We start from the raw sequence: 25,432 nt of genomic DNA, 5'->3' as shown, positions 1-25,432 counted from the left end.
ATGTCTAGATTTGTCATAGTTTCATTTTTTCCTTTTGTTTATGTCGAAAATTTCTCTTCAATTAATTTTTACAATAGACAAAAAAATAGATAAAGCAAAAAATCATTATACAGCTTTATTTTGTCACAGAATCAAAAAAATATTACTGCAAAAAAACGGCAAACTACTTTAATAGTTTACCGTTTTTGTTGCTAGATGTTAATTTATGCTTTTCATCTAAATGATAGATAAAAGCGAATACTTCGGCTACTGCTTGGTATAACTCTTCAGGAATGGATGTATTTAAATCAAGCTGTCCCAATAATTCTACAAGGTTTGGGTCTTCATATACAGGCACATCATGAAGCGTTGCCTGCTCTAAAATATTTTCAGCAATTTTTCCCTTTCCTTTTGCGACAACTGTTGGACCATTTTTTTTGTGTGGATCATATGATAACGCAATAGCTTCTTTTCGTTTATATTTTTTGTCGCTCATACGCGGATATCCACCCCGCCCTGCTGTTCATCTGGATGATTTGAACTTTTTGTGACATTTTTCGTATGCTGCTCACCAAACGGCTTAACAAATAAACCGGATAATGTATATTCTTTATCTGATAAACCAGCCTTCAATGAACTTTTTAACGACATTGCAAGCGTTTCTAAATTAGGGATATCATTGTACACATTAATGATCACGACACGGTTTTGTACTTGCATGTCTATCACTGTCTGTTGTAATGATTCCATATTCAAATAGAACATAACACGAGCAAAGTTCGCATCAATTTTGCCGTCATCCTTCATCCTGCCATTCCATTGCAATGTTGCGTCCATTTTTTTACCAAAAAACTCTAACGGAACTTGCATGACAAGCTGATGCTGATGACCATTTTCCCCCGAAGATAGTTGCATACCATTTAATCTGGCCATTACTGTTTCTGCTGCGTCACGTAATGCAGGAGGCGTTTGCATATCTTGAATTAACGCTAACAGCTGCGGCTTCATTTGCTGTGCGATAGCTTGGACATCACCTGCTTTGCTTGCAAGGGTCGCCTCATAACTGACACCAAGCCCTTTTAATACCGTTTTAATCGCTTGTTCCATCGCTTTACTATCAGCAGCTGATTGCACTTGTGCCTCTGCCTGTGTCAATATACTTTGCGGTTGAGGGCTATCCTGTGTTGCTTTCACTAAATTTCGCAGTAAAGCATCATTCAACGTGAAATTCGAATCTGGCTTGATTAAACTCAGTAGCTGGTCCTTTGCGGATACCCCCTGCTCATTTTGTGTGAATAAACGGGCTGTTGAATTGTCACTAAAAGCTTTTGTTAATTGCTCCTGCATCTGTTTGACAAATACTTCAATGGCTTGCTTAGACGGTGGAATTTGCTCAAAGCGAGTGATTAGCTGTTGAATTTGTTGTTTTTGATTTGATGTTAGCAGTGATTCATTATTCACCCACGCCTTTACTTGATCTAACATCGGCTTTACTAGCTCTTGGGATGTATTCGCAAGTTGCTGAATCATTGGCCCAGCTTGCGCAGGTAACGTTGTTGAAACATTTTGGGTTGTTGCGGATTGATTTATACTTTGCCAGTTTTGCAGTGTTGCTTGATTTGGCAAGATTCCTGCTTCTTTTAAAGTAGCTAGCGCTTGGATTTTCACAGCAGTTGGCGCAAATTGGTCTAGTAATGTTTGGGTAGCACGTGCTAATAGTACACCGCCCGTTTCATTGTTAAGCGGTTTTGCAATAGCATTAATTTGTTGAAGTAAATTACTTTTTAATACCTCATTGCCCCCTGTTTGATTAGTTAATAGCTGTGCTAAATTTGCTAAATTTGCTGACATGCCTTCTGTTTTCGTACCTTGTGTTAACGCTTGGAACACGGTACTGTTAAACGGCATTTTTAGTTCGACCATACGCTGTAATGCTTGTAGGGCATTATTTTTATCCACACCATTTGGCAAATTTTTCATCCAGTTTTCAGCAGCTATCAATTGGTCCTTTGAAATCGGTAGCTGTGCTTTCATAAAATGCAACAACACTTGTTGCATTTCTGAAGACTTTGGTAAATTCATCGTTTCTAACAATTGATTCATTTGTTGTGCTGGTGTCATCGCTTGTGACATTGGACCAGTTACTACTTTAAGTTCAGTTTGTGGAGTTGTTGCAGTCACTTGAAAAAAGTGAGCGTCCCCTACTTTCAATGGTACCTCAAGCTTCGCCATTAGCTTTTGGTTCCCCACTTGTACTTCAGCCATTTGATCTGGATAGAGCTGTTTAATTGTACCGTGAAATACTTGATCTTGACGTAATGATAGTGGTTGATTGGCGCTTACTTGCTGCTGTGCATTTACTTGTATTGGATTAAAGGATGTAAAATTCATCATAGTCACTCCCTTTGTTCAATCATAGATTTAATCGGTTCAAATGTTTTACGGTGATGTATTGTCGGTCCATATTTTTCTAAAGCGTCTACATGCTGTCTCGTCCCGTAGCCTGCGTGTTGAGCAAAGCCATATTGCGGAAACTCCTGATCAAGTACTTCCATATAGTCATCACGTGCCGTTTTCGCTAAAATCGATGCGGCTGCAATCGCTAAGCTTTGTGAATCCCCTTTAATAATAGATGCTTGCGGAATATTCGTATGTAATGTCATGGCATCCGCTAAAATAAAGCTTGGTGCTACTTCTAATGCTTCGATACTTTTTAGCATGGATTGACGCGTTGCCTCATAAATATTTAATCGGTCAATTTCTTCAGCACTTTGAAAATGCACTGCGTAATAGAGTGCATGCTGTTTAATACGTGCTGCAAAAACATTGCGCTTTTCTTTTGATAGTTGCTTTGAATCGTTTACGCCCAATAATTCCATACAATTGTTTGGTAATATAACTGCTGCCGTTACAACCGGGCCTGCAAGTGGTCCTCTGCCAGCTTCATCTGTCCCAGCAATATACGCATTTTCATATGGTAAATAGCTTGCATCAAAATCAAGTTTAACTTGATGCGCCTGCTTCAATGCCTCTTGCTTCTCCAAACGCTTTTGAAATTGCGCCCACGCCTTTACGACACCCGCGCGCTCATCTTGTTCAATTTCTGTCATCCACTGCTCTACTTGTTTTGCTTCCTTTAATGCTTGTGTAATTTCTTTAATCGTTTTCATATTCAACCCTCAAATCTTTCATTAACTGTTATATCGACATTTCTTTTTATTATAAAAGAAAAAACCCTCCTCATAAAAATGAAAAAGGTTTTCGCTTCATTATTCTTTGTTTTGTATACGACTTTGACGACGAAGTTCTGCTGTTTTTTTACGGCGTTCTTCGTTTTCCTTTTCGATTGCTTCTGCTAATTGTTCTTTTTCGGTTTGCTCATCTACAAAATCGAATGTTACTTTACCTAAGTTTTGGTCACGTATATCACGTACGATTAGTACCGCTACCTGATCGTAATCAATTTCGCCACCTTGACCAAATACGCGGCGTAATTTGCCGATATGATCGAACGTTTCTACCAATTCTTCACTTACGGAAGTCAATTTATAACGTTCTTCCATACGCTCTGGGTAATGTAAGGCTAAAAAATTTAAGCCGTACACCGCTAAATCTTCCATGTTTGTAATCGTATCTTTAATAGCACCAGTTAACGCTAATTTATAGCCAACTTCTTGGTCCTCAAATTTTGGCCATAAAATACCTGGTGTGTCTAATAGCTCGATGTCTTTTGCCACTTTAATCCATTGCTGTGCTTTTGTAACACCTGGTGTATTCCCAGTTTTCGCTAAATTCTTCTTTGCTAGACGGTTAATTAATGTCGATTTCCCTACGTTTGGAATCCCAACAATCATTGCACGAATAGCACGTGGTTTCATCCCTTTTGCTTTCATGCGCTCCCACTTGTCTGCTAAAATCTCCTGAGCAGCCTTTGTAACCGCCTGTAAGCCTTTTCCCTCAAGTGAGTTGATTGCTACAGCCTTAAATCCTTTATTGGCAAAATATTGAATCCAACGGCGTGTTTCAGTTTCATCCGCCATATCTTGTTTATTTAAAATAAGTAAGCGTGGTTTTTGATGAATGACTTCATCGATCATCGGGTTACGTGAAGATAATGGTAAGCGTGCGTCTACTAACTCAAATACGATATCAACTAATTTTAAACTTTCTGATACTTGGCGACGCGCTTTCGCCATATGTCCTGGAAACCATTGTATTGTCATAAAAATTACCTCCTAATGTTCTTCCAATAAAAAAATGAGGAGATAAAATGCCCCCTCATTAGTTGTGTTTAAATTTGTTTGCATAGTTATTTTACAATTTCAATTTCATTAAGTGGCCAAAAAATAATGCTTGTGTTACCAATAATTTCTTTTTGCTCGACAATCCCGATATGACGACTATCCTTACTGAAACGACGGTTATCCCCCATTACAAATACATAGCCTTCAGGAATCACATCGAGTGATGGATCAATATCATTTAGCGAGAAATCACCTGTTAAATTCCCTTCGCTAATTTGTGCTTTATAAGCGTCTAAATATGGCTCGTCGATCGCTTCACCATTAATGTATAGCTGGTCATCTTTATATTCAACATAATCACCAGGAAGTCCGATTACTCGCTTGATGTAATCCTTTTGTTCTGGCGCATGGAACACTACGATATCAAAGCGCTCTGGCTCTCCGATTTTATAGCTAAATTTATTAACAATCATTCGATCTCCATTTTCAAGGGTTGGCATCATTGAATCCCCGTCAACTACAATCGGTGTAAATAAAAAATATCGAATAAATGCTGCGATTGCAAACGCAATTAGTAGAGCTTTCGTCCATTCCCAAAGCTCATTTTTCTCTTTTTCAGTTTTTTCCACGTAGCGATCCCCCTTGCTTATAACACTTATTGTATACGAAATATGTAATACAAGCAAAAATATAGTCTACATTTGTTAAAGAAAGAAAGGAGCTTGTAAGTACAAGCCCCCTTCTAAAAAGTTCTTATCGAATTTCTTTAATACGAGCAGCTTTACCACGTAAGTTACGTAGGTAGTAAAGTTTAGCACGACGTACTTTACCTTTACGAACAACTTCTAATTGAGCGATTTTTGGAGTGTGTACTGGGAAAGTACGCTCTACACCAACGCCGTAAGAAATTTTACGTACTGTGAAAGTTTCGCTAATTCCGCCACCACGACGTTTAATAACTACACCTTCGAATAATTGGATACGCTCACGAGTACCCTCAACGATTTTAACGTGTACCTTAACTGTGTCACCCGGTTTGAATGAAGCTAAGTCTGTACGTAATTGAGATTTTGTGATCTCTGTAATAATGTTTGACATTGTTTTCTCTCCTTAGACAGATGCTCTTGCACGCGCACTTTACGCCACAGCGGAACACCGTAATTCAGTGCATATTTAGCACAGATTGAATCTTAACATAAAAAACATGGCATTTCAAGTAGTTTTGCTTTACATTTGTGATTTAATTTTCGCAAGGATTTCTTGTTGTTTTTCCGTCAATTCTAATGCCTCTAAAAGATCCGGTCGACGCTGCAATGTACGTAAAAATGACTGCTCTTCACGCCACTCATCAATTTTCGCATGATTACCTGATAACAACACATCTGGCACCTTCATTCCGCGAAAATCAGCGGGACGTGTGTAATGTGGATGTTCAAGTAATCCTGTCGAAAACGAATCTTGAATATGTGAATCTGCTTGCCCTAAAACACCCGGTAAAAGACGTACAACCGCATCAATGACTGTCATAGCTGGTAACTCTCCACCTGTTAATACGAAGTCACCAATCGAAATCTCATCAGTTACAAGATGCTCTCGAATACGTTCATCGTAACCTTCATAGTGCCCACATAAGAATACTAAATCATCTTCTTGTGCAAGCTCCTCGGCTTTCTTCTGTGTAAAGCGTTCGCCTTGTGGACACATGAGAATGACTCGTGGTTTTCGACCCGCTGTAATCGCTTCTACAGCATTAAACATCGGTTCTGGCTTCAACACCATGCCAGCGCCACCACCGTATGGATAGTCATCCACTTGCTTATGCTTATTTTCACTAAATTCACGAATATCAGTAACCGCTAATTCAACAGCACCTTTTTCTTGTGCCTTTTTTAAAATGGACGCGCCGAAAACACCTGTAAACATGTCCGGAAATAAACTTAATACATGAATGTTCATTATAATAAGCCTTCCATCACGTGAATCACAATTTTCTTTTCTTCTACATCGATTTCTTTCACGATCTCTTCAATGTACGGAATATAATGCTTTTTGCCACCTTTAGCTTTTACTTCCCATACATCATTGGCACCCGTTTCTAAAATGTCTGTAATAACACCTATGAGCTCGCCTTCTTCTGAATACACTTCGCAATCTTTAATTTCGAAGTAGTAGTATTCGTTTTCTTCTAGTTCGTCTTCTGCTAATTGATCCATCGTTACTTTTAGCATCCCTTCTTTGAAAGGCTCTACTAAATTGATGTTTTCCATTCCTTCAAACGTCACTAAAATAAAGTTCTTATGACGGCGTGATGAGGCAATTGTTACCCAAGTTGGGTGTTTGTCATCTTTTTTAAATGCAGCTAATTTTGAACCAATCGCAAAGCGCTCATCTTCAAAATCAGTTGTTGATAATATACGTAGTTCTCCGCGAATACCATGCGTATTTACAATACGTCCAACGTTAAACCATTCCATGTTTAATCCACCTCTTTTAAAGTCCCGTTGATTTCCATTCCGGTGGACGCTTTCCGTGGGCACGAGGCCAACACGACGTTGGTCACAAAAGCGTTGCCACAGGACGTGGCGGTCTTAGCTTTTGTTCCATGCGTCTCAGGTGTCGGTAGCTCCTGTCGCTTTGCTTTCGTCGCAAATAGACATGTGCTGTTCCCACAGGATGCTTCGCTCTGTAGCGAAAGGCGTTAGCCGTCAGCTACACTCGCCACCTCCATTTCAATCAACTAGCTTATTCATAAAATATTGTTGATTGAATTATCATAACAAATATGAAAAAGAAGGGTTAGCAAAATGCCACCCTCCTTTTACTAATCCAATATATCGACGTATGTCTTCTTCTGGTGGCCGCCCGCTGCTGAGTACACAATCGTACGAATTGCCTTCGCAACACGTCCTTGCTTGCCTATGACTTTCCCTCGATCCTCTGGATGAACAAAAAGCTTATAAACAACTCGATTTGAAGTTTCGTCCGTCTCAATACGTACGTCCTCAGGATAATCGACTAATGGTTTCACAATTGCTTCAATCAGCTGCTGCATAAAGCCACCTCCGAATTAATCATTGAATTATTTGCTGTATTTAGCGTTATGGAATTTTTCCATGATACCTTGTTCTGAGAACAGGTTACGTACAGTGTCAGATGGTTTTGCACCATCAGCTAACCATTTAAGAGCTAACTCTTCATTGATTTCTACTGTAGCTGGTTGAGTAAGTGGGTTGTAAGTACCTACTGTTTCGATTTGACGACCGTCACGTGGTGAACGAGCGTCTGCAACTACGATACGATAGAAAGGAGATTTTTTAGCTCCCATACGTTTTAAGCGAATTTTAACTGCCATTTTAATAGCACCTCCGAATAAGTTTCACACAAGATATTATATTAGCAATGTCTTGGTTGTTTGTAAAGTGTTTTTTCTTAACACCTATATTTTTTATTTAAATAATTGGTCAAACCCTGGCATTTTCATCTTTTTCTTGCCTTTTCCTTGCGTCATACCAGTCATTTGCTTCATCATTTTTTTCATTTCTTCAAACTGTTTCAACAAACGATTGACTTCTTGAATTGTCGTCCCAGAACCAGTTGCAATACGTTTTTTACGGCTTGAAGAGATGATTTCTGGGTTTGTTTTTTCAGCAGGTGTCATTGAATAAATAATTGCTTCAATACGTCCCATTTGCTTTTCATCGACTTTGACATTGTCTAAGCCCTTCATTTTGTTGGCACCTGGAATCATTTTCAATAAATCTTCTAATGGACCCATTTTTTTTACGGCTTGCATTTGCTCGATAAAGTCGTCGAATGTAAAGCTTTGCGTCATGAATTTTTCTTCAAGCTCTTTTGCTTTTTCCATGTCAACGTTTGCTTGTGCTTTTTCGATTAACGATAATACGTCGCCCATCCCTAAAATACGTGACGCCATACGATCAGGGTAGAATGGCTCAAGTGCGTCCATTTTTTCACCCATACCGACGAATTTAATCGGTTTTTCGGTTACAGCACGAATTGAAAGTGCCGCACCACCACGTGTATCACCATCTAATTTTGTTAAGACAACGCCTGTAATGCCTACAGCTTCGTTAAAGCTTTGCGCTACATTTACTGCATCTTGCCCTGTCATTGAGTCCACTACTAAGAATACTTCGTCTGGCTCTTTTAGTGCGCGAATATCCTTTAATTCTTGCATTAATTGCTCATCAATGTGCAAACGACCTGCTGTATCGATTAATACAACATCATGATGCTCTTCTTTGGCGTGTTCAATCGCTTGGCGTGCAATTTCTACCGGAGAAATATCCGTACCTAGTGCAAACACTGGTAAGCTTAATTGTTTCCCTAAAGTTTGTAGCTGTTGAACCGCAGCCGGACGATAAACGTCAGCAGCAACTAATAGTGGTTTTTTATTATATTTTTTGCGTAAAACGTTCGCTAACTTACCTGTTGTCGTCGTTTTACCGGCACCTTGTAAACCGACCATCATAATAACTGTTGGTGGACGGTTACTGAATTTAATTGGGCTTTGTTCGCCGCCCATTAATGTAGTTAACTCATCTTGTACAATTTTAATAACTTGCTGACCAGGTGTTAATGATTTCATTACATCAATGCCGACCGCACGCTCACTAACCTTTTTAACGAATTCCTTAACTACCTTTAAGTTTACGTCCGCTTCGATTAAGGCAAATCGGACTTCACGCATCATTTCTTTAACGTCTTGTTCCGAAACTTTTCCTTTACCTTTAATCTTTTGGATCGTACCTTGGAGTCGCTCTGCTAAACCTTCAAAAGCCAACTCGTTCGCCTCCTAATCCGATTCCTTCAATTGTTCAACTAATGCTAAACGCGCTTCTATAGTAGAAGCATCATCTTGTATAGCCTCTGTTAGCTGCTTTAACACATCTTGACGTTGTTGAAATTTTTCAAAAAGCTTTAGTTTTTCTTCATATTCTTCAAGCATCGCCTCAGTACGACGAATGTTATCATAAACAGCTTGACGCGAAATATTGTAGCTTTCGGCAATTTCACCAAGTGAATTGTCATCTAAATAATAAAGCTCCATATAACTGCGCTGCTTATCTGTTAAAAGTGCTTGATAAAAGTCGAAGAGAAAGTTCATGCGTGTTGTTTTTTCAAGTAGCATCTTAATCTCTCCAATCATATTTTGTCTACCTTATCATAATCGTGATAACGCTCACTGTCAAGGTAATTCCCTTGTCTTTCATTTTGATTGTGACAAAATTTACGAAAAAGAAAAACGAGCAACAAAATCGTTGCCCGTTAAACAATCAATTACACCTCGGCTAACTTTCGTCCAGATTTTTTTCAAGTTCACTCGAAAAAAATCTGGGACATCCGAGGGAGCATTAGGTCAACAAAAAGTTGATCACGAAGGCATTGTCACAGGGCGTGACGTTTTTAACCTTCGTTTCCCTATTCAGCCGTAAAAACCTACTGAAGCAAGTTAATCTTCTATTTCTTTCAACTCTTTTTCTAAACCATCCGCAAATAAACCGTATACGTAACGCTCTGCATCAAACGGTTGTAGATCGTCCATTTTTTCACCAAGTCCCACAAATTTTACTGGAATGTGTAATTTGTTGCGGATGGCTAAAACGATACCACCTTTTGCCGTACCATCTAGTTTCGTTAATACGATACCTGTAACATTTGTTGCCTCTTTGAACATTTGTGCCTGTACTAGCGCGTTTTGACCTGTTGTCGCATCTAATGCTAATAATACTTCATGTGGCGCGTTTGGAATTTCGCGTGAAATGACACGGTGCACCTTTTCAAGCTCGTTCATTAAGTTGACCTTGTTTTGTAAACGTCCTGCTGTATCACAAATTAATACGTCAACGCCACGGTTTTTCGCCGCACGAACTGCATCATACATTACAGCAGCTGGGTCAGAACCTTCTGATTGAGCTATCACTTCAACACCGACACGCTCGCCCCAAACTTGTAATTGGTCAATCGCACCTGCACGGAATGTATCACCCGCGGCAAGCATAACCGACTTCCCTTCTGATTTTAAACGGTGTGCCAATTTACCAATAGTCGTCGTTTTCCCAACACCGTTAACACCTACAAATAAAATAACTGTTAAATCACCGTTTTGCTGCATATTCAAGCCCGTTAAATTTTCCTCGCCAGACTCATAAATTTCAACTAATTTTTCTGAGATAATTGCTTGAATGCCGTTTGTATCTTTAATGTTTTGACGCTGTACTTCATAGCGTAATTTATCCATTAAATCCATAACCGTTTCAAACCCTACGTCTGCTTGTAACAGTAATTCTTCTAATTCTTCAAAGAAATCTTCATCTACTTTACGGTAACGCGCTACTAAATCATTAACCTTTGATGTAAACGAATTACGTGTTTTTTCTAAACCAGCTTTGAATTTTTGCGTAATCGACCATGCAGAAGGTTTCTTCGACTCTTCTTCTACTTGTTCCTCAACGATTTCTTCTACTGTTTCAACTGGCTCATTGCCAAATAAAACTTCTTCGACTGGTTCTATTGCTGTTGATGATGCTTCTACTTCTTCTCTAGCTGCTTGTTCAATCTCTTTTTCAACTTCTTGAACCGGTATCACTGTTTCTTCAATAACTTCTGGCTGAGGCAGTTCGACTACTTGTTGCTCACCAAGTTCGGCTTGCTCAACTTTCTGTTCTTCGTTACTACCTACTAACTTTTCTTTTAGTCGCTTAAAAAAGCTCATTTTTCGACACTCCCTTGCGTTACTAAATCGGGTTCTTCCTCTAGTTTTACTGATACAAGCTTCGAAACACCCGATTCTTGCATTGTAATACCGTATAGAACGTCCGCACCTTCCATCGTACCTTTACGGTGTGTAATGACGATGAATTGCGTCTGACTGCTAAATTTCCGTAAATATTCACTATAGCGCGCAACATTCGATTCATCAAGTGCGGCCTCTACTTCATCAAGTACACAGAACGGTACTGGACGTGTATTCAAAATCGCAAACAATAAAGCAATTGCAGTTAATGCACGTTCACCACCGGATAAAAGGCTTAGACTTTGCAGCTTTTTGCCTGGCGGTTGCGCAATAATTTCAATACCTGTTTCTAATATATTCTCTGGTTCTAACAGTACCAAATCAGCGGTACCACCACCAAATAATTCGCGGAATGAAACAACAAATTGCTGACGAATCTGCTTAAATGTTTCGCTAAAGCGTTCGCTCATTTCTCCATCCATTTCACCAATTGCTTTATGCAATGTATCTTTGGCCGCAACTAAATCTTCACGCTGCTCACTTAAGAAGGAGTAGCGCTCTTGTACTCGGTCAAACTCTTCAATTGACGACAAGTTTACTGGGCCCAATTCTTCAATCGATTGCTTTAATAGCTTCACTTTACGACGCACTTGTTCGACATCTTCAATCTGGATTGCTTCATCTTGCGCAGTAATAATATCCAGCTCATATTGCTCGAGTAATAGCTGTTGCAAGTTTGTTTTTTCAAATTCAATACGACTACGTTTTAATTCTAATGAGCGAATTGCGTCGACATAGCTTTTATGTACCCGTTGTACTTCTTGTAGTTGAATTTCAATTTCTGTAATTTGTTCATGCAATGAATCTCGAGACTTTCGGTTTTTTTGAATCGTTTCCGTTAGTGCGTCTTTTTTCATTGTCCAGTCTGTAATCGTTTGGGCTAATTCTTCAGCAGATGGGCCATTCACACCATCTTCAGATTCAATCCACTCGATTTCCTGGGAAATTTTATCAGATTGGTTTTTCGCTTTTGTTAAGCTTAGCTCGATGTCTGCAATTGCAGCTTGTACTTGCGTTAACTGCTCCTGCGCAACAGCTAGTTCTGAACGTTGCTGCGCTAATTGTTCACGCAACACATCCTTTTGTGTTTCACTTTGTTCTTTTGCCTTCGTTAGCTCATCAACCGTTTGCTGTACTTGCTGTAATTCTTCTTGTAGTTGTGCTAAACGTACGGTCGAAAGCTGCTGCTGTTCGGCTAACGTTTCTTTACGTGTTGTTACTGTCGATTGTTCAGATTCAGTTAACGTAACCGTTGTTTGTAAGCTCTTTACCGTCATATCCAACTCTAATAGCTTTGAACGATGAATTTGCTCTTGCTCACGTAGTGTCTCACCTTGTAACTTCATCTCTTCTAATGTATGACGTAGCTCTGCAATTTCAGACTTCTTCGTTGAAACCTTTTGTTCAGCAGATTGAATCGTCGCTTCCATTTCAGCTAATGTTGTCACTAATTTTTCGAGCTCAGCTTTTCTTGAAAATAGGGAACTTTGTTGCTTTAATGCACCACCAGTTAACGAACCACCTGCATTGACGATATCGCCTTCTAGCGTCACAACGCGGTATTTAAAACCTAAAATACGTGCGATTTGACTCGCTCCCTCTAAATTCGCGGCTACTAGGACGTTACCTAAAAGATTTTCGATAATATTCGTATTTTCAGGTGCATAACTTACTAATTCGTATGCCAATGCAATATATGCGGGATGCGACTGAATATCTTGCAATTGATGAGGTTGGATTTTTCGTGAACGCATAACAGTTTTCGGTAAAAATGTTGCACGACCCGCACGCTTTTGCTTTAACCACCCTATTGCTTTTTGTGCGTGTTGCTCATTGGCCGTCACAATATGCTGTGAAGCTGCTCCTAATGCCGTTTCAAGTGCTTGTGAATATTTCGACTCTACTTGAATTAGTTCCGCTACTGCCCCTTCAATTCCTTGTAACTCACCACGATCACGGGCAAGTAGTATTTCTTTTACACCATGGAAGAAGCCCGAAAAATCGGCCTCTAACTCGGCTAACGTTTCTTTACGTGCTTTTAATTGTTGATGGTGCTGGTATGCTTTATATAACAATGCTTGCTTTTCATCTAAATTAGCTGTTGCTGTTTTTAGCTGCATTTGTAATACATCATAACGACCAAGTTGTTCTTTTACTGCAAGCTCTGATTGTTCAAGTGCACGTGCTGTTGTTTGCTGTTCTACAACTACCTGTGCGAGCTCTTTTTGCACCTCAGACGATCGACCTGTCATTCGCTCTGCAGAAGCCTGCTCTTGTGAAAGTTGCTGATCAATATGCTTCAGTTCGTTTTTAACCGTTGCTTCTTCATTTAATAAGTTAATAAACGTATTTTTCGCCTGTTCAATTTCTTGTTCAATTTCAGAGGCTGTACGTGTCAATGCTTGTTCAACTTGTTTTAATGATGAACGCACTTGTTGTACTACTTTTTGCTTTCCGATAAATTGCTTGCGTTTTTCTTGCTCTTGTCCTACTAGTTCTATAACTGTGTCATTCGCTTGTTTAAGTGACTGTTTTAATTGTTGGATTTGCTTTTCTGCATTCGAACGTTTTTCATTAAATAATGCTTTACGTCCTTCCCAACGCTCTACTTCAGCACTCGCTTCGACAAGCTGCTCTTGTGAGATGTCTAGCACTTCATCAATCGTTTTTAACTCGCTACGCATTTTACGTAAATTCGTCTCAAACTGGGACATTTTTGTTGCTTGCTCTTTTTCCGAAATTGCTAATGTACCATGCTCTACATCAAATGCTTTTAATGTTGCATCATGTGCTAGCATGTCGTGGACCATTAACGCGATGTCAAAGTCCTTCAATTCTGCCGTCATGCGAATATAGTCTTTTGCGCTAGAAGCCTGGATTTTTAACGGTTCTAGGCGAATTTCGATTTCATGTAAAATATCGAGAACACGATTTAAGTTTTCATCAGTTTCGACTAATTTATGCTCGGCTTTTTTCTTACGTAATTTATATTTTAAAACACCTGCCGCCTCTTCAAAAATGCTGCGACGATCATCTGGACGGCTGTTTAAAATTTCATCAACACGCCCTTGTGAAATAATCGAAAACGCTTCTTTTCCAAGACCTGAATCCATAAACAAGTCCGTAATATCCTTCAGGCGACATTGCTGACTGTTCAGCAAATATTCGCTATCACCTGAACGATACACACGTCTTGTGACATTTATTTCTGTATATGGAATAGCGATTTGCTCATCTGTATTGTCCAAAACAAGTGTTACTTCTGCAAAATTTAATGCTTTACGTGATTCACTTCCGGCGAAGATAACATCCTCCATTTTCGCACCACGTAGACTTTTTGCAGATTGCTCACCTAAAACCCAACGAATGGCATCTGTAACATTACTTTTACCACTACCATTTGGGCCAACTACTGCAGTTACTCCAGGAACAAAATCAATGCCAATCCGTTCAGCAAAAGATTTAAATCCTACTACTTCAAGTCGTTTAAGGAACATTTTATTCCCCCTCTGGCTTTGACTGCTTAAGCATAGCCATCGCACTTTGCGCAGCCTGCTGCTCAGCTTCTTTCTTCGATTTACCACGACCAAGGCCTAATTCTTGGTTATTTAACAATACGCGCGAAACAAAGGTTCTGTTATGCGCTGGTCCTTTTTCATCGACAATTTCATAATGTAAAAGGCCATTATTTGTTTGTTGAATGATTTCCTGCAATTGACTTTTAAAATCCATCACATGCGAAAAAGCACCGACTTCTACTTTAGGGAATACGATACGTTCTAAAAACGCGACAACGACTTCTAAACCTTGGTCTAAATAAAGAGCTCCAACAAATGATTCAAATACGTCCGCAAGTAAAGCTGGACGTTCACGACCACCTGTTAGTTCTTCGCCTTTACCTAATAAAACAAATTGACCAAAATTTAGTTCATTGGCAAAAACGACTAACGAAGGCTCGCATACGATTGACGCACGTAATTTCGTTAGTTCACCTTCACTCATATTCGGGAACTTTTCAAATAAATATTTTGAAACTGATAATTCTAATACTGCGTCCCCTAAAAATTCTAAGCGTTCATTGTCCGTAAATTGTTTGCGGCGATGCTCATTCACATAAGATGAATGTGTAAAGGCTTGGTATATTAAGGCCTTATTTGTGAAATGAATATTCATTTCATCTTGTACTAATTGAAATTGTGCTCTTACTTTTTCAGGGAGTACCCCAACTTTTTGGTTACTACCTTTTCTTCTTTGCATCATGGACTTTCTGCCTTCCTTCTAGTTTCTATCGTTTAGTTTACATTGTTATATACTATTGTGCAAAGGGTAGTCGCTAAAAAAACGCGTAAAATCAAGGAATTTAACAAATGAGAATCATACGGCGCATACTTTTACAATAATTTGCTAACTTTTCTTATTTTCAACCACAAAAAAGAGAATGTCTGAGAAGTAATTCTAGAACATTCCCTTTGCGCCGAGGAGGGGGGCTAGCACGAAGCTTGTCATGAATGCTTTGTCACAGGACGTGACAAAGCATTCGATCTTTTCTTCTGACCACCGCGAAAATCAGCCTACAGCGAATTATTAATACTTGAGACGGACACAGCCCAAAAAGTCAATACTTTTTGGGCTGTCTCTTTACGTTTATTTATTAGCTTACTTTGCTTTCGATGTATGAGATAGCATCACCAACTGTAGCGATTTTTTCTGCATCTTCATCAGAAATTTCCATATCGAACTCATCTTCTAGTTCCATTACTAGTTCAACAACGTCTAATGAATCGGCACCTAAATCATCACGGAATGATGCTTCTAATTTAACTTCACTTTCGTCAACGCCTAAGCGGTCAACTACTACTTTTGTTACACGTTCAATTACTGTAGACATAATGTCACCTCCCCTCAAGAATGTGCTAAAAAGCTAAGCCATCACCATACCACCATCTATTTGTAATGTTTGGCCAGTAATGTAATTTGCGCTGTCAGATGCGAAAAACGTTACGGCTTTTGCGATATCCTCTGGCTGTCCAAGCTTCGCTAATGGAATTTGCTTTAGCATCGCTTGCTTTAAATCTTCTGGTAAACCGTCTGTCATCTCTGTTGTAATAAAGCCTGGTGCAATTGCATTGACTAAAATATTTCGCGAAGCAAGCTCTTGAGCAGTCGTTTTTGTTAAACCGATTACTCCTGCCTTTGCTGCAACGTAATTTGCCTGACCAGGGTTTCCTGCAACACCAACAATTGATGAAATATTAATAATACGACCTGCACGCTGCTTCATCATTTGACGTGTTACCGCTTTTGTACAAAGGAACACACCTTTTAAATTGGTGTTGATGACATCATCCCATTCATCATCTTTCATACGCATCAATAGATTATCGCGTGTAATGCCTGCGTTATTAACTAAAATATCAATTGAACCGTAAGTTTCAAGCGCAGTTTGCATTAATTGCTGTACAGATTCACCATTTGCTACATCTGCTTGTACAGCAATTGCCTCACCACCGTTTGCTTGAATTTCTTCTACAACTTGTTTCGCCTTTTCCACGCTACCACTGTAATTTACTACAACGCGTGCACCTTGACTGGCTAATTCTAACGCTATCGCACGACCTATACCCCGTGAGGCTCCCGTTACTATTGCACATTTCCCCATTAAACCCATTGCGTCCACTCCTTTGATGCTTCGACAACTTGTGCAAAGCTTGCTTCATCATAAACACAATATGTTTGCACGTTGCGATCAATTTTCTTTATTAAACCAGATAATACTTTCCCTGGACCACATTCAATAAAGACCGTAACACCTTGCGCAATAAGCGTTTGTACGTTTTGTTCCCATTGTACTGAGCTCGTTACTTGTGCGACCATTTCTTGTTGTATTTGCTCTGGTGTCGTTAACAATTGTGATGTTACATTACTCACAACTGGGATTTTCGGACTTTGAATCGATAATGTAGAAATTGATGTTGCTAAGTTGTCTGCCGCCTTTTGCATTAACGTACTATGGAATGGTCCACTTACAACTAATGGAAGCGCTCGTTTTGCGCCAGCTTCCTTCGCACGTTTACATGCCTCATCGACACCTTGTTTCGTCCCCGAAATCACAATTTGTCCTGGGCAGTTGAAGTTCGCAACTTGCACAACTTCACCAGTAGTTGATACTTGTTCACAAATGGCATTTAGCTGTTCCCCGTCCATTGCTAAAATTGCCGCCATTGCCCCTTGACCTGCTGGTACTGCCTCGTCCATATACACCCCACGTTGGTGAACCGTTTGCACCGCATCTTCAAAAGATAATACTTCTGAAATAACTAATGCACTATATTCCCCCAATGAATGACCTGCCGTAAAATGCGGCTTAATCCCCGCTGCTAATAACTTATTCGCAATCATTACGCCTGTAGTTAAAAGTGCTGGCTGTGCATGATACGTCAGTGTTAAAGTTTCTTGTGGACCATTCAACATATAGTCCGACAATGGTAAATTTAACACTTCGTCTGCACGAACATAATATTGGTTACTATTTTCGTCGCTTGCTACAAGTTCCGCACCCATCCCCACGGATTGCGAACCTTGCCCCGGAAAAATAAACGCAATTTTTGTCATATATATAATTCCCCTTTATGAAAAGCCCTTATTGTGATTTTGGCATTTGCTCAATTTTTTCAGTTATTGTTTCGCAAACTTTATGTTCCACCATAATTGAAGCTTGTCGAATAGCACTATAGATTGCACGTGGATTAGACGAGCCATGCGCTTTAATTACCGGTGCTTTTAAACCAAATAACGCCGCACCACCGTACTCTGTGTAATCCATTTTATCTTTTAATTGTTTTAAATCGTTTTTTACTAACGCCGCTGCGATTTTTGTTTTCGTCGTTGCAAATAATGCCTCTTTTAACATTTTAAAAATCGCGCCTGCTGTTCCTTCAAGTGTCTTCAATGTCATATTACCTGTGAAACCATCTGTCACTACGACATCCGCTACTCCATTTAATAGCTCGCGTGATTCAACATTACCTTCAAAATTGAAATCTGCATCTTTTAATAATGTAAATGCGGATTTCGTTAATTCGTTCCCTTTTTTATCTTCGGTACCGATATTTAGTAATCCCACACGTGGTGATGCAGTACCGCGTACTTGTTTGACATAAATGTCCCCCATAATTGCATATTGCAATAAGTTTTCAGGCTTAGCATCCGCATTTGCGCCTAAATCTAACATTAAGAAACCATCACCATTCATTGTTGGTAATGTTGTTGCTAAAGCTGGTCGCGATACGCCTTCAATACGCCCTACTTTAAACAAGCCACCTGCCATTAATGCACCCGTATTACCTGCTGATAGACACGCATCCGCTTTCCCCTCTGCTACCGCATCAAGCATACGTGTCATGGAAGAGTCCTTTTTACGACGAACCGCACGTGCTGGATCATCATCTGCTTCTACAACTTCTGTACAATGTATTATATTTAAGCGGCTATGCTGCTTTAAATATGGTGCCATCTTTTGCTCGTCACCATACAAATCAATTTCTAAATTTGGAAAATCATCAAGGGCTATTAAGACACCTTCGACAATTGCTTGAGGAGCATTGTCTCCACCCATACCATCTACTGCTAATTTCATATTGCTTCTTCACCTTTCGTGCGGTACATTTCAAATTCGCCTTTAAAAACGACTTCATTATCCACTGTTGAAATAACGTCAATAAATGTACGATTTTTTTCAGTGTTTCGCCCTTTTACAATCGCTTTGGTTACAACACGATCACCTGCTTTAACAGGCTTAACAAAAGCTACATTTGATTTTACTGTTAGAGCAAGCTCATCATCTATTACCGCAACCGCTAATGAATTGGCCTGTGCAAATAAATGATGTCCTCGTGCAATGCCATTGCGTTGGAAAACATGTTCTTCACCGACATCAAAAATCGAGATAGCACGATTATCTAACTCTATATCAATAATTTCACCAATCACTTCATCTAGAGGTAGCGACTTTACTTCATCATATTTTTTCGCAGCAACATTTTTTATACGCTCACGCAATTCCGGGATAGCTAGCTCCATACGATCCAGACGAATCGTTTGAACACTGACACAAAATTCTGTTGCTAATTGTTCATCTGTTATGAAAGGATTGTCGGCTATTTTTTCAGTCAATAATGACTGACGCTCTTTTTTGGAACGCTTCATACGTATTTGTTACCTGCCTTTAATTTTTTATAAGATTAGTATTAGCACTTGGTACTAATATCAATATACATGGTACAAAAAAAGAACGCAACATTTTTTTGTTGCGTTCTGCATAATTCTATTATTGTTCGTAGCTTAATTGCCATAAGACGCCAAACTTGTCCGTTACTTGTCCATAGCATTTACTCCAAAAAGTTTCTTGTAATGGCATTGTTACCAAGCCGCCTTCCGATAACCCTTCAAAAATCGAGCGAATATGATTTTCATCTTCTGACATATAGGCAATCGTAATATTGTCACCTACTGTTACTTGTGGTGAACCCGGGAATGTATCCGAGAACATCATTTTAATGTCACCTTCTAATTCGATTAACGCGTGCATGACTAAATGCTTTGCTTCCTCAGGTACTGGATGCGCCGGATCTTCTGGCATCTCTCCAAATGTTAATACGTTTACATTCTTCGCATTAAATAGCTTTGCATAAAGCGCCACTGCCTCTTTTGTTTCACCTTTAAATACAAAATACGGATGCATTTTTGCCATTCATTATTCCTCATTTCTATTTTAATTTTTTGCCTTTTATTGTACCACAATTTTCTAAATTTCAAACCTTTAATCGATACGATTTCCTTCGAGTACACCAGAAGAAACAAGTTTTTCACGTAACGGTTCATACTCAGCGTCTTGCCAAAACGCTTCATCGTACAGCATTTTTGCCGCATCTTGTCTCGCTGTTTCAAGCGTTCGGTAATCATGCACTAAATCTGCCATTTTAAATTCTGGCACCCCACTTTGACGCTTACCAAAAAAATCGCCCGAGCCGCGCAACTCTAAATCTTTTTCAGCTAATCGGAAGCCGTCATTTGTTTCAGTCATGCTCATCATACGCTCTTTTCCCTCATCGGTTTTCGGATCAGCAATTAATACACAATACGACTGATGTTCTCCACGTCCAACACGTCCACGTAATTGATGAAGCTGCGCTAAACCAAAGCGCTCGGCATCGTAAATCGTCATAAACGTCGCATTCGGAACGTTTACACCAACTTCGACAACGGTTGTAGATACGAGTACATGAATATCACCATCACTAAAAGTTCGCATGACAGCATCCTTTTCATCCGGATGCAATTTGCCATGCATTAACCCTACTTTAAAACGACTCCCAAAGTACATCGCTAAATGTTCATATGCATCGACAGCATTTTGCACATCAAGCTTATCCGATTCTTCAATTAGCGGTGTAATGACATACGCTTGGCGCCCGGCTTCCAGCTCTTGCGACATTCGCATTAACACACTATTAAGTTGTTCTTTTTTCAACCAATGTGTTTCAATTTCTTTTCGTCCAGCTGGTAGCTCATCTATAATCGATACATCCATTTCACCAAATGCCGTAATAGCAAGTGTTCGGGGAATGGGTGTTGCCGTCATGAACAAGACATCTGGATTTTCACCTTTATCTCGTAAAACACGTCGTTGCTCTACGCCAAAACGGTGTTGCTCATCGGTAATAACAAAGCCTAAATTATTAAATTCCACATCTGGCTGTATTAATGCATGCGTCCCGATTAAAATATCGATTTCTCCAGCAGTGAGTTGAGCTAACAGCTCTCGACGCGCCTTTGCTTTTGTCGAACCAGATAATATCGCCACATTAATGCCGATGGGTTCAAACCAAGCATGCAAGTTTTCCGCATGCTGTTCGGCTAAAATTTCAGTCGGAGCCATTAATGCCCCTTGATAGCCAGCTGTTACTGCTGCGTATAAACCAATTGCCGCTACAACCGTTTTACCAGAACCAACGTCACCTTGTAATAAGCGATTCATACGCTGCGGGACCAATAAATCTTTACATATTTCATTTACTACACGTTTTTGGGCACCCGTTAATTCGTATGGTAATGCCTTAATAAATGTTTTTAACTTCTCTAAATCATAGCGAATTGTAATGCCCTTTTCATGTTCTTTATTTGCTTTTCGCAATGCTTGAATGCGCAACTGAAATTCAAGCAACTCCTCGTAAACAAATCGACGTCGTGCTTGTTTTGCTTGATCGGCGTCTGTTGGGAAATGTACCCCCTCAAGCGCATCTTGTAGCGCCAACAATTGATAGCTATCACGAATCGTATACGGCAACGTTTCTGGTAATTCTTCTTTTACAGCATCAAGGGCCTGGCGCATATACTTGCGGAAGCGCTTTTGCTGCAAACCACCTTTTAAACTATATACAGGTTCAAAATCGACTTGCTCGGTTTTCGGTCCAAATGTTACCGAGCTTCCAATGATCGTTTGTCGACCCCGATCCCATTTTCCTGTAATCGTAATAATCATGCCTGTTGAAATTTTTTGGCGTAAATAGTTTTGGTTAAAAAACACTACTTTAATCAAATGTCTTCCCGCTAAAGCTGTAAATTGTAAGCGTGATTTATTTTTCCCTAAAAATAATGCCGTTGGTTCACTTTCTACACGCGCTTCAATAGTAACACGTTCATTATGAGGTGTTTCTGCTAAATCTTTTAATCTAAAATCTTCATGGCGATATGGAAATGTCCAAATTAAATCATGTACGCTATCGATGCCGATTTTTGCTAAATGTTCTGCTGTTTCTTTTCCGATACCTTTTAACTTCGAAACCGGTTCATGAATCATCGATCGACACTTCCTTTACTTTACTTTAATGTTTGTACATAGCATAGCACAAAATGAGTGCATATGTTCTGTTAGAAACCAAAAAAGAATGCATCCACATTTGGACACATTCAATTTCAATTTAATGACTAACTGTTCGTGATTTTAAAATATCTTTTAAATTGCCACCTTCAAAAATAGCATGTGTAATTGCTTTTCCTGTTGGCGTTGCCGCTAAACCACCACGTGCCGTTTCTTTTAAGTTCGGACTCATAGCTTGACCGATTCGATACATCGCGCCAATTACTTCGTCACATGGAATACGGCTCGTTACGCCAGCCAATGCCATATCTGCTGCCACAAGCGAATTTGACGCCCCCATCGCATTACGTTTCACACAAGGTACTTCTACAAGTCCAGCTACTGGATCACAAACAAGTCCGAGCATGTTTTTTAGTGTAATGGCAAATGCTTCTGAACTTTGCTGTGGTGAACCACCCGCCATTTCAACAATTGCCGCTGCTGCCATTGCCGACGCGCTTCCGACCTCTGCCTGACAGCCACCTTCAGCACCAGAAATCGACGCATTGTTTGCTACGATAAAGCCAAATGCACCTGAAGTGAATAAATAGCGAATCATTTGCTCACGCGTTGGGTTTAATTTATTTTTTACTGCAAATAGTGTACCTGGTACAACACCGGCAGAGCCCGCAGTTGGTGTCGCACAAATCGTCCCCATTGCCGCATTGACTTCATTCGTAGCAACCGCTTTACTAACTGCATCTAATAATAAATCCCCGGCTAACGACTTACCCTGTGCTATATACTTTTGCAGTAATACTGCGTCACCACCAGTTAAGCCCGTTACGGATTGTACACCGCGAAGCCCGCGCTCAACCGCTTCTTCCATTACTGTTAAGTTACGATCCATTTGCGCAAAAATTTCATCACGCGAACGACCGCTAATTAACATTTCTTGCTCTATCATTAATTCTGAAATTTGCTTCCCTTCATTTTCAGCAAGGTCTACTAATTCTCGAACACTTCGAAATAATACATCCATACGCTCACCCCTTAGTTATTAATTTTCGAAACTTTTGTTATATGTGGGATGTAAGAAATTTGTTCTATAATGCGATCATCAATATTTTGGTCAACTTCAATAACCATTAATGCCGTTAATCCGCGCTCAATGCGAGACACTTCCATATGACCAATATTGACATCGTGCATCGCTAAACAGTTCGCGACGTTGGCAATACAGCCCGCGCGATCATCATGAACAACTAAAATCGCTGGCATACCACCAGTTAAACGTAGCTTGAATCCGTTTACTTCGCTAATTTCGATTTTACCGCCACCGATTGAAATCCCTTCAACACTCATTTCACCTGCATCATCGCCCATCAATAAACGCGCTGTGTTTGGATGTTCTTTATTTGCCGTTTCAGGAATAAATTCAAATTGTAAGCCTGCTTTTTGCGCTTCTTCAAATGCCGTTTTAATGCGCTCGTCATCTGTATCATAATCTAGCAAGCCGCCAACAATCGCAACATCTGTCCCGTGGCCACGATAAGTCTCTGCAAACGAGCCATACAAATAAATTTTCACCCATTTTGGCTGACGTCCAAATAAATCGCGTGCTACACGTCCAATTCGCGCAGCACCTGCTGTATGCGACGAAGAAGGACCGATCATTACAGGACCGATAATATCAAAAACTGACGTAAATTTCATAAGTGGTCCCTCCCTTTTCTTTGATTCTTTTATTTACTACCATTGTAACCATTTTTGCTACAATTAACAAATTTCTTGTCACGAAACGAAAAGACGACTCTCGCTATTATACGAGAGTCGAATGTTTTAAGAATCAAAATATTGATTTCCTTGAAAACAAAGATCAATTATTCTACAGATAAGATGAATGGATAAAGTGATTGCTTACCTTCCACGATTTCTACTTCTGCATCTGGATAATTTTCTTCGATAAAGCTTTGTAATTCTTCAGCTTGCTCAGCTGCTGCATCTTCACCGTAAATCACCGTTACAATTTCTGCATCTTCATCCATTAAGTTTTCTAATACTGTCTTCGCAGCATCCATCATTTCTTTTGTTGATAAAATGATTTTCCCTTCTGCTAAAGCCATGTAATCGTCTTTACGAATTTCAACGCCGTCGATTGAAGTATCACGTACAGCAAATGTTACTTGACCTGTTTTTACGTGTGCAAAGCCATTTGCCATGTTGTTTTTGTTATTTTCAACTGACTCTTCTGGGTTGAATGCTAAAATTGCCGCCATCCCTTGAGGAATCGTTTTAGTTGGTACAACCGCTGCTTCAATTTCTAATAACTCTGCCGCTTGCTCTGCAGCCATAATTATGTTCTTGTTATTCGGTAAAATTAATACGCGCTCAGCACCAATTTCTTGGACAGCTTTTACGATATCCTCTGTTGAAGGATTCATTGTTTGACCGCCTTCAATGACATAAGAAGCACCGATTGAACGTAATAAATTGGCCACACCTTCACCCATTGCAATGGTAACAACAGCATATGGTACTTTTGTTTGCGCTTTTTTAGCAGGTGCTTTTGGCGCGTCACTCACAATAGCAGAGTGTTGCTCACGCATGTTATCTACTTTGATTTTAATTAAGCTACCGTATTTTTGACCCGCAGCTAGTACAGCACCTGGAGTTTCCGAGTGAATATGTACTTTCGCAATTTCATCATCTGAAATAACTAATAATGAGTCACCCATTGGGTTTAGTTCTTGGCGGAATTGTTCTTCATCGAATGGTGCTTTGTCTTCTTCAAAGCGAACCATAATTTCTGTACAATAGCCGAACTCGATCTCCGATGTATCCATGAAGTCTTGTACACGGTGATGTTCTGCATTAATTAAATCATCTAATGAAGATTCGTTTTTCTCTGGTAATGGCTCGCCCTTCATAGAGGCAAGGAAACCTTCATAAACGAATAGTAAACCTTGACCACCACTATCTACTACGCCAACTTCTTTTAGCACTGGTAAAAGATCCGGTGTACGGTTAAGTGATGCTTTTGCTTCTTTAGTGAATACTTCCATCACGGCGATCATGTCTTGTTCTGTTTCCGCAACATCTACCGCCTTAGCAGCTGCTTCACGCGCTACTGTTAGGATTGTCCCTTCCACTGGCTTCATAACAGCTTTGTACGCTGTATCAACACCCGCTTGGAATGCTTTTGCTAAACCTAATGCGTCGATTGTTGCCTCTTTTTCGATTGCTTTGCCGAAACCACGGAATAATTGCGATAAAATAACGCCTGAGTTTCCGCGTGCCCCCATAAGTAATCCTTTTGATAAGCTTTGCGCTACTTTCCCAATATGCTCGCTTACGTTTGCTTCCGTTTCCTTTGCACCAGATGTCATAGACAAATTCATATTTGTCCCAGTATCCCCGTCTGGTACAGGGAATACATTTAGTGAATCTACATATGCTGCGTTTTGGTATAAGTGGTGTGCGCCCATTTGTACCATTTCAGCAAATTTAATTCCGTCTAAAGACTTCATCCGA

The 25,432-nt window shown here is 39.8% G+C and carries 25 protein-coding genes; all 25 read right to left on the bottom strand.

Annotated features, from left to right (window positions below):
* Positions 1 to 163: 163 nt before the first annotated feature.
* A complete protein-coding gene (locus LZ480_RS03365; protein WP_241367965.1) occupies positions 164 to 475 on the bottom strand; it encodes an EscU/YscU/HrcU family type III secretion system export apparatus switch protein in 312 nt (103 codons plus the stop codon).
* Positions 472 to 2,373: a hypothetical protein gene (locus LZ480_RS03360; protein ID WP_241367964.1), complete on the bottom strand. Its 1,902-nt coding sequence runs from the start codon at positions 2,371 to 2,373 to the stop codon at positions 472 to 474. Before LZ480_RS03360 ends, LZ480_RS03365 begins: the two co-directional genes overlap by 4 nt.
* A gap of 2 nt (positions 2,374 to 2,375) precedes the next feature.
* The gene (locus tag LZ480_RS03355) at positions 2,376 to 3,149 is read right to left on the bottom strand and encodes a ribonuclease HII (protein ID WP_241367963.1); all 774 of its coding nucleotides are present in this window, start codon (positions 3,147 to 3,149) and stop codon (positions 2,376 to 2,378) included.
* 99 nt (positions 3,150 to 3,248) lie between these two features.
* Complete coding sequence (gene ylqF / locus LZ480_RS03350; protein WP_241367962.1) at positions 3,249 to 4,202, bottom strand: ribosome biogenesis GTPase YlqF; 954 nt, start codon at positions 4,200 to 4,202, stop codon at positions 3,249 to 3,251.
* Between the two features lie 86 nt (positions 4,203 to 4,288).
* Positions 4,289 to 4,852 (bottom strand): signal peptidase I, encoded by a 564-nt coding sequence (lepB, locus tag LZ480_RS03345; protein WP_241367961.1) that lies wholly within the window; start codon positions 4,850 to 4,852, stop codon positions 4,289 to 4,291.
* A 124-nt stretch (positions 4,853 to 4,976) separates the two neighbouring features.
* Positions 4,977 to 5,321 carry a 50S ribosomal protein L19 gene (rplS, locus tag LZ480_RS03340; protein WP_241367960.1) on the bottom strand — a complete coding sequence of 115 codons (345 nt, stop codon included), beginning with the start codon at positions 5,319 to 5,321 and terminating at the stop codon, positions 4,977 to 4,979.
* 129 nt (positions 5,322 to 5,450) lie between these two features.
* On the bottom strand, positions 5,451 to 6,179 hold the full coding sequence (gene trmD, locus LZ480_RS03335; RefSeq protein ID WP_241367959.1) for a tRNA (guanosine(37)-N1)-methyltransferase TrmD: 729 nt from the start codon (positions 6,177 to 6,179) through the stop codon (positions 5,451 to 5,453).
* Positions 6,179 to 6,697 carry a ribosome maturation factor RimM gene (gene rimM / locus LZ480_RS03330; protein ID WP_241367958.1) on the bottom strand — a complete coding sequence of 173 codons (519 nt, stop codon included), beginning with the start codon at positions 6,695 to 6,697 and terminating at the stop codon, positions 6,179 to 6,181. Before rimM ends, trmD begins: the two co-directional genes overlap by 1 nt.
* Positions 6,698 to 7,044: 347 nt before the next feature.
* A complete protein-coding gene (locus tag LZ480_RS03325) occupies positions 7,045 to 7,275 on the bottom strand; it encodes a KH domain-containing protein (RefSeq protein WP_241367957.1) in 231 nt (76 codons plus the stop codon).
* 27 nt (positions 7,276 to 7,302) lie between these two features.
* Positions 7,303 to 7,575 carry a 30S ribosomal protein S16 gene (gene rpsP, locus LZ480_RS03320; protein WP_241367956.1) on the bottom strand — a complete coding sequence of 91 codons (273 nt, stop codon included), beginning with the start codon at positions 7,573 to 7,575 and terminating at the stop codon, positions 7,303 to 7,305.
* 93 nt (positions 7,576 to 7,668) lie between these two features.
* Positions 7,669 to 9,027, bottom strand: a complete 1,359-nt coding sequence (gene ffh, locus LZ480_RS03315) for a signal recognition particle protein (protein WP_241367955.1) — start codon at positions 9,025 to 9,027, stop codon at positions 7,669 to 7,671.
* A 12-nt stretch (positions 9,028 to 9,039) separates the two neighbouring features.
* Positions 9,040 to 9,375 carry a putative DNA-binding protein gene (locus LZ480_RS03310; protein ID WP_241368649.1) on the bottom strand — a complete coding sequence of 112 codons (336 nt, stop codon included), beginning with the start codon at positions 9,373 to 9,375 and terminating at the stop codon, positions 9,040 to 9,042.
* Between the two features lie 321 nt (positions 9,376 to 9,696).
* Positions 9,697 to 10,959: a signal recognition particle-docking protein FtsY gene (gene ftsY, locus LZ480_RS03305; RefSeq protein ID WP_241367954.1), complete on the bottom strand. Its 1,263-nt coding sequence runs from the start codon at positions 10,957 to 10,959 to the stop codon at positions 9,697 to 9,699.
* Entirely contained in the window at positions 10,956 to 14,537 is a 3,582-nt protein-coding gene (gene smc / locus LZ480_RS03300; RefSeq protein WP_241367953.1) for a chromosome segregation protein SMC, read from the bottom strand. Before smc ends, ftsY begins: the two co-directional genes overlap by 4 nt.
* 1 nt (position 14,538) lies before the next feature.
* Complete coding sequence (rnc, locus tag LZ480_RS03295) at positions 14,539 to 15,300, bottom strand: ribonuclease III (protein WP_274309429.1); 762 nt, start codon at positions 15,298 to 15,300, stop codon at positions 14,539 to 14,541.
* A 391-nt stretch (positions 15,301 to 15,691) separates the two neighbouring features.
* Complete coding sequence (gene acpP, locus LZ480_RS03290; RefSeq protein ID WP_241367952.1) at positions 15,692 to 15,928, bottom strand: acyl carrier protein; 237 nt, start codon at positions 15,926 to 15,928, stop codon at positions 15,692 to 15,694.
* 33 nt (positions 15,929 to 15,961) lie between these two features.
* Entirely contained in the window at positions 15,962 to 16,708 is a 747-nt protein-coding gene (gene fabG / locus LZ480_RS03285) for a 3-oxoacyl-[acyl-carrier-protein] reductase (protein ID WP_241367951.1), read from the bottom strand.
* A complete protein-coding gene (gene fabD, locus LZ480_RS03280; protein ID WP_241367950.1) occupies positions 16,699 to 17,652 on the bottom strand; it encodes an ACP S-malonyltransferase in 954 nt (317 codons plus the stop codon). Before fabD ends, fabG begins: the two co-directional genes overlap by 10 nt.
* A 28-nt stretch (positions 17,653 to 17,680) precedes the next feature.
* Complete coding sequence (gene plsX, locus LZ480_RS03275) at positions 17,681 to 18,676, bottom strand: phosphate acyltransferase PlsX (protein WP_241367949.1); 996 nt, start codon at positions 18,674 to 18,676, stop codon at positions 17,681 to 17,683.
* Entirely contained in the window at positions 18,673 to 19,245 is a 573-nt protein-coding gene (gene fapR, locus LZ480_RS03270; RefSeq protein ID WP_241367948.1) for a transcription factor FapR, read from the bottom strand. The genes plsX and fapR overlap by 4 nt, the downstream gene beginning before the upstream one ends.
* 121 nt (positions 19,246 to 19,366) lie before the next feature.
* The gene (locus LZ480_RS03265; RefSeq protein ID WP_241367947.1) at positions 19,367 to 19,789 is read right to left on the bottom strand and encodes a VOC family protein; all 423 of its coding nucleotides are present in this window, start codon (positions 19,787 to 19,789) and stop codon (positions 19,367 to 19,369) included.
* 69 nt (positions 19,790 to 19,858) lie between these two features.
* Positions 19,859 to 21,898, bottom strand: a complete 2,040-nt coding sequence (gene recG / locus LZ480_RS03260; protein WP_241367946.1) for an ATP-dependent DNA helicase RecG — start codon at positions 21,896 to 21,898, stop codon at positions 19,859 to 19,861.
* A 121-nt stretch (positions 21,899 to 22,019) separates the two neighbouring features.
* Positions 22,020 to 22,940 carry an L-serine ammonia-lyase, iron-sulfur-dependent, subunit alpha gene (gene sdaAA, locus LZ480_RS03255; protein WP_241367945.1) on the bottom strand — a complete coding sequence of 307 codons (921 nt, stop codon included), beginning with the start codon at positions 22,938 to 22,940 and terminating at the stop codon, positions 22,020 to 22,022.
* Positions 22,941 to 22,951: 11 nt separating this feature from the next.
* Positions 22,952 to 23,614, bottom strand: a complete 663-nt coding sequence (gene sdaAB, locus LZ480_RS03250) for an L-serine ammonia-lyase, iron-sulfur-dependent subunit beta (protein WP_241367944.1) — start codon at positions 23,612 to 23,614, stop codon at positions 22,952 to 22,954.
* A gap of 167 nt (positions 23,615 to 23,781) precedes the next feature.
* The gene (locus tag LZ480_RS03245; RefSeq protein WP_241367943.1) at positions 23,782 to 25,428 is read right to left on the bottom strand and encodes a DAK2 domain-containing protein; all 1,647 of its coding nucleotides are present in this window, start codon (positions 25,426 to 25,428) and stop codon (positions 23,782 to 23,784) included.
* Between the last annotated feature and the right edge of the window lie 4 nt (positions 25,429 to 25,432).

The organism is Solibacillus palustris (genome assembly GCF_022549215.1).
In the GTDB taxonomy this organism is placed as follows: Bacteria; Bacillota; Bacilli; order Bacillales_A; family Planococcaceae; genus Solibacillus; species Solibacillus daqui.
This window is presented reverse-complemented; position numbering and strand designations above follow the sequence as displayed.